This is a genomic window from Citrobacter sp. Res13-Sevr-PEB04-36 (genome assembly GCF_015672735.1).
Taxonomy (GTDB): Bacteria; Pseudomonadota; Gammaproteobacteria; order Enterobacterales; family Enterobacteriaceae; genus Citrobacter.
Genome location: NZ_JADABY010000041.1, coordinates 1 through 672, shown reverse-complemented (window position 1 = coordinate 672; position 672 = coordinate 1). Strand labels below are relative to the sequence as shown.

The window sequence follows — 672 nt, the reverse complement described above, 5'->3', positions numbered from 1 at the left end:
GCCGGAGGTTTTTCTGATGCGCCTATAAGGCTTTGTTACCAGCAGCGCCCTAACAGGCGCATACGATCTGACATTTGCATCAGACTTCGTTACTTACGGCCCGTAAACGGGCTACCCGGATATGGGATCGATAACTGCTCACCCATTTTATCCTCTTCCAACTGGTGCTTTATGTATTCTTGTATCCTGGCTGTATTTTTCCCAACCGTATCAACGTAATACCCTCGACACCAGAATTCCCTGTTACGATATTTAAACTTCAAATCGCCAAACTGCTCATAAAGCATCAGGCTGCTCTTTCCCTTCAGGTATCCCATAAACCCCGACACACTCATTTTGGGCGGGATTTCTAAAAGCATATGGATGTGATCCACACAGCATTCTGCTTCCAGAATATTCACGTTTTTCCATTCGCACAGCTTTCTTAAGATACTGCCTATCGCTTTGCGCTTTTCCCCGTAGAACACCTTTCTTCGGTACTTCGGCGCAAAAACTATGTGATATTTACAGTTCCATCGCGTGTGCGCTAAGCTCTTTTCGTCCCTCATTGGGACCCCCTTTTGATTTCTTGTTGAACGTTTGCAGTTGCCAGACCGCAAACTGTTTTAACAAATCAAAAGGGGTTTTTATAACTGGCTCAAAGCTGAAAGCTTTACGGAACCTCCAGCCTAG

At 45.4% G+C, this 672-nt stretch carries 1 protein-coding gene; it reads right to left on the bottom strand.

Going from position 1 to position 672, the window contains the following annotated elements; translation table 11 throughout:
- Positions 1-89 precede the first annotated feature (89 nt).
- Positions 90-548 carry an IS200/IS605-like element IS1541B family transposase gene (tnpA, locus tag IMQ48_RS11990; RefSeq protein ID WP_141132629.1) on the bottom strand — a complete coding sequence of 153 codons (459 nt, stop codon included), beginning with the start codon at positions 546-548 and terminating at the stop codon, positions 90-92.
- Positions 549-672 lie beyond the last annotated feature (124 nt).

Coding starts and splice junctions, on each gene's coding strand:
- tnpA (WP_141132629.1), bottom strand. CDS start 548: ATGAGGGACGAAAAGAGCTTAGCGCACACGCGATGGAACTGTAAATAT.